This is a genomic window from Flectobacillus sp., assembly GCF_049240685.1.
Taxonomy (GTDB): Bacteria; Bacteroidota; Bacteroidia; order Cytophagales; family Spirosomataceae; genus Flectobacillus.
In genome coordinates this window covers 8742-11186 of the sequence record NZ_JBMLSD010000024.1, presented here as the reverse complement: position 1 = coordinate 11186, position 2445 = coordinate 8742, and the positions used below count along the sequence as shown (strand labels likewise).

Genomic DNA, 2445 nt, shown 5'->3' with positions numbered 1-2445 from the left:
TTGAAAAAATATACAAAACAGGAGTTTTGGCAGTGAAGTAAGCCCTGAGTCGGATTAATGCTGAATTATCTGATTACTAGACAAAATTGGATTTACTAGTTCAAGACTTAGTCTTGGACTCATTTTTTTAACAGTTTGAAACTGTTTTAAAAAATTCAGTGAAAAAGTTCAAACACCTCAATAAGGCTTGCTCGTTTTGTCCAGTAATCAGGGTAAATCCAAATACCTCTATTTTATATACTTCCGAAATCCAACCTCAGAAATCCGAAATAGATAATTCTCTCAATTTCATCAAAAAAGCGGTCAGAAATTATTTTTCTGACCGCTTTTTTGATGCTACTACGCTCTATCCAACTCGGCTCAAGACGCAATCATTGCGTCTCTACTGCTAGAATACAAATTTTAAAATAATCACTCAATTACAAATCACTCAATTCAAGAGGCTCGATTGAACAGGATAAGCTCTTTAAAAAAGTATCACTATTTGCAGTTATTATACAATTTACTGGTAGTTTTGCGCTGGGATGTAAAGAGGACTTTATGGATAGTAATCTAAAGAATACACAACTTTGGCTGGCATTTAAAAGTGGCGATAGTGAAGCACTAGGGCAATTAGCTAGTGAGCATTACCGTGTACTTTATAACTATGCAACCAAGTTTACCAAAGATAGAGAGCTGATCAAAGATTGTATTCAGGATTTATTTTTATACCTATGGGATCAACGCGAAAATCTTCATTCGTCCCCCTTTGTGACTATTTATCTTCTGAAATCACTTAAGCATAATCTTTTCAAAAAACTTAACCAAGAAAAGAAATGGGTTTTAGATGATTTTGATACGGAGTCACCTTTTTCGGAAAATACCAATATCGAATCTACTATTATTGCATTGGAGCTTTTTGCAGAAAATGAGCAAAAAGTACGAACCGTCTTGAATAACCTTCCAAAACGACAACAAGAGGTTATTTTTCTCAAATTCTACGAAACGCTAAGCATCGAAGAAATTGCTGAAATTATGGATATGAATAAGCAATCTGTTTCTAATTTATTGCAAAGAGCTATTCATAACCTAAAGCAAAATTGGCAATTAGCAGTGTATCTTCTTTATAATCTGTACTTTAACGTCAGGGTTTAATTGTTTTTTTCTTTTACCAGAAAAAAAAATAAAAAAAAATCTTCCAAAGTGAGTATCTGAGTATGAGCAAAGGCTATTACTAGCAAAGTGCGAAAAATACAAGATATTCTATGTTCGATTACAAAAACTTTTCAGCTAATGATTTTGCGATGGACGCATTCTTTCGAGAATGGGTACTGAAGCCTACGCCTGATTCTTCGGCATATTGGAACAACTGGCTTGGGCACAATCCAGAAAAATCAGTAGTAATAGAGAAAGCTCGAAATATTGTAATTACCCTCAAAAACGCACAAGAAGAGATTTCTGACTATGAAATAGATATGGCTGTAGCGCAAATAGTAGCCGCTGCCAATCAAGGCGGTGCACAGCCAAAGTCTGTCATTCGCCCAATTTGGTCTCCTACAAAACTCATTCGTTGGGCCGCCAGTATTGTTGCCGTTGTTGGACTTACTTGGTATGCTTACGATTATTGGGGCAATAGACCCTCAGAACTATATACTCAAACGGTGGCAACCGTAGTAAGCAACCCTAAAATACTCGAAACTTTCAATAAATCATCAGAGCCTATGGTGATTACCTTGCCAGATGGAAGTTCGGTGATTTTACAACCCAAAAGTAGGATTAGCTATCCTTCTCAGTTTGAAGATTCTGTTCGTGCGGTAGTGCTTTCTGGAGAAGCATTTTTTGAAGTTGCTAAAAATCCTCAACAGCCTTTTTTGGTATATGCCAACGAATTGATAACTAAAGTGCTCGGAACGAGTTTTACCATAAAAGCTTTTGCCAATGACACACAAGTAAAAGTAATTGTAAAAACAGGAAAAGTATGGGTTTATACAGCCAAAGCTGCTCAAAACCCTCAAGCAATAGAAGCAAAAGCCCAAGTTACTTTGGCTCCTAATCAGCAAATTACTTTACTGCGAGAAAAGTTAGCTTTACAAAAAGTCAATATTTCGGCACAAATGATTCGTGAGTTGCCAAGTATTCAAACGCAGAGTTTTGAATTTAATCATACGCCATTGTCTGATGTGTTTCAGATGCTAGCATCAACTTACCATGTGACAATTGACTATGACCAGCAATTAATGTCAGCTTGCGAACTCACGGCATCCTTGGGTGACGAGCCTTTACAAGAAAAGTTAAAATTGATTTGCTCAGTAATCGAGGCTACTTACGAAATACAAGAAGGAAAAGTCGTGATTCACGGAAAGGCTTGTAATTAAGATGCTTTAGGCTTTAAGCGCAGTTTTGTGCATTCTTGAGAAATGTTTTTCTGAGAGCCCTTAGCTGAGAGCCGAAAGCCCAAAAGTTGCT

At 36.6% G+C, this 2445-nt stretch carries 3 protein-coding genes; all 3 read left to right on the top strand.

Annotation, left to right across the window (positions count from 1 at the left end; translation table 11 throughout):
- Positions 1-158: 158 nt before the first annotated feature.
- The 3 genes from ACOVQ4_RS01170 to ACOVQ4_RS01160 all read left to right on the top strand — a co-directional run bounded on the left by ACOVQ4_RS01170 (position 159) and on the right by ACOVQ4_RS01160 (position 2354).
- Positions 159-392 (top strand): hypothetical protein, encoded by a 234-nt coding sequence (locus ACOVQ4_RS01170; protein WP_421818838.1) that lies wholly within the window; start codon positions 159-161, stop codon positions 390-392.
- Positions 393-540: 148 nt separating this feature from the next.
- Positions 541-1134, top strand: a complete 594-nt coding sequence (locus tag ACOVQ4_RS01165; RefSeq protein WP_421818837.1) for an RNA polymerase sigma factor — start codon at positions 541-543, stop codon at positions 1132-1134.
- Between the two features lie 110 nt (positions 1135-1244).
- Complete coding sequence (locus ACOVQ4_RS01160; protein WP_421818836.1) at positions 1245-2354, top strand: FecR family protein; 1110 nt, start codon at positions 1245-1247, stop codon at positions 2352-2354.
- Positions 2355-2445: the final 91 nt, after the last annotated feature.

Excerpts from the sequence above, each read along its gene's own strand:
- ACOVQ4_RS01165 (WP_421818837.1), top strand. The coding sequence starts at position 541 with ATGGATAGTAATCTAAAGAATACACAACTTTGGCTGGCATTTAAAAGT.
- ACOVQ4_RS01160 (WP_421818836.1), top strand. The coding sequence starts at position 1,245 with ATGTTCGATTACAAAAACTTTTCAGCTAATGATTTTGCGATGGACGCA.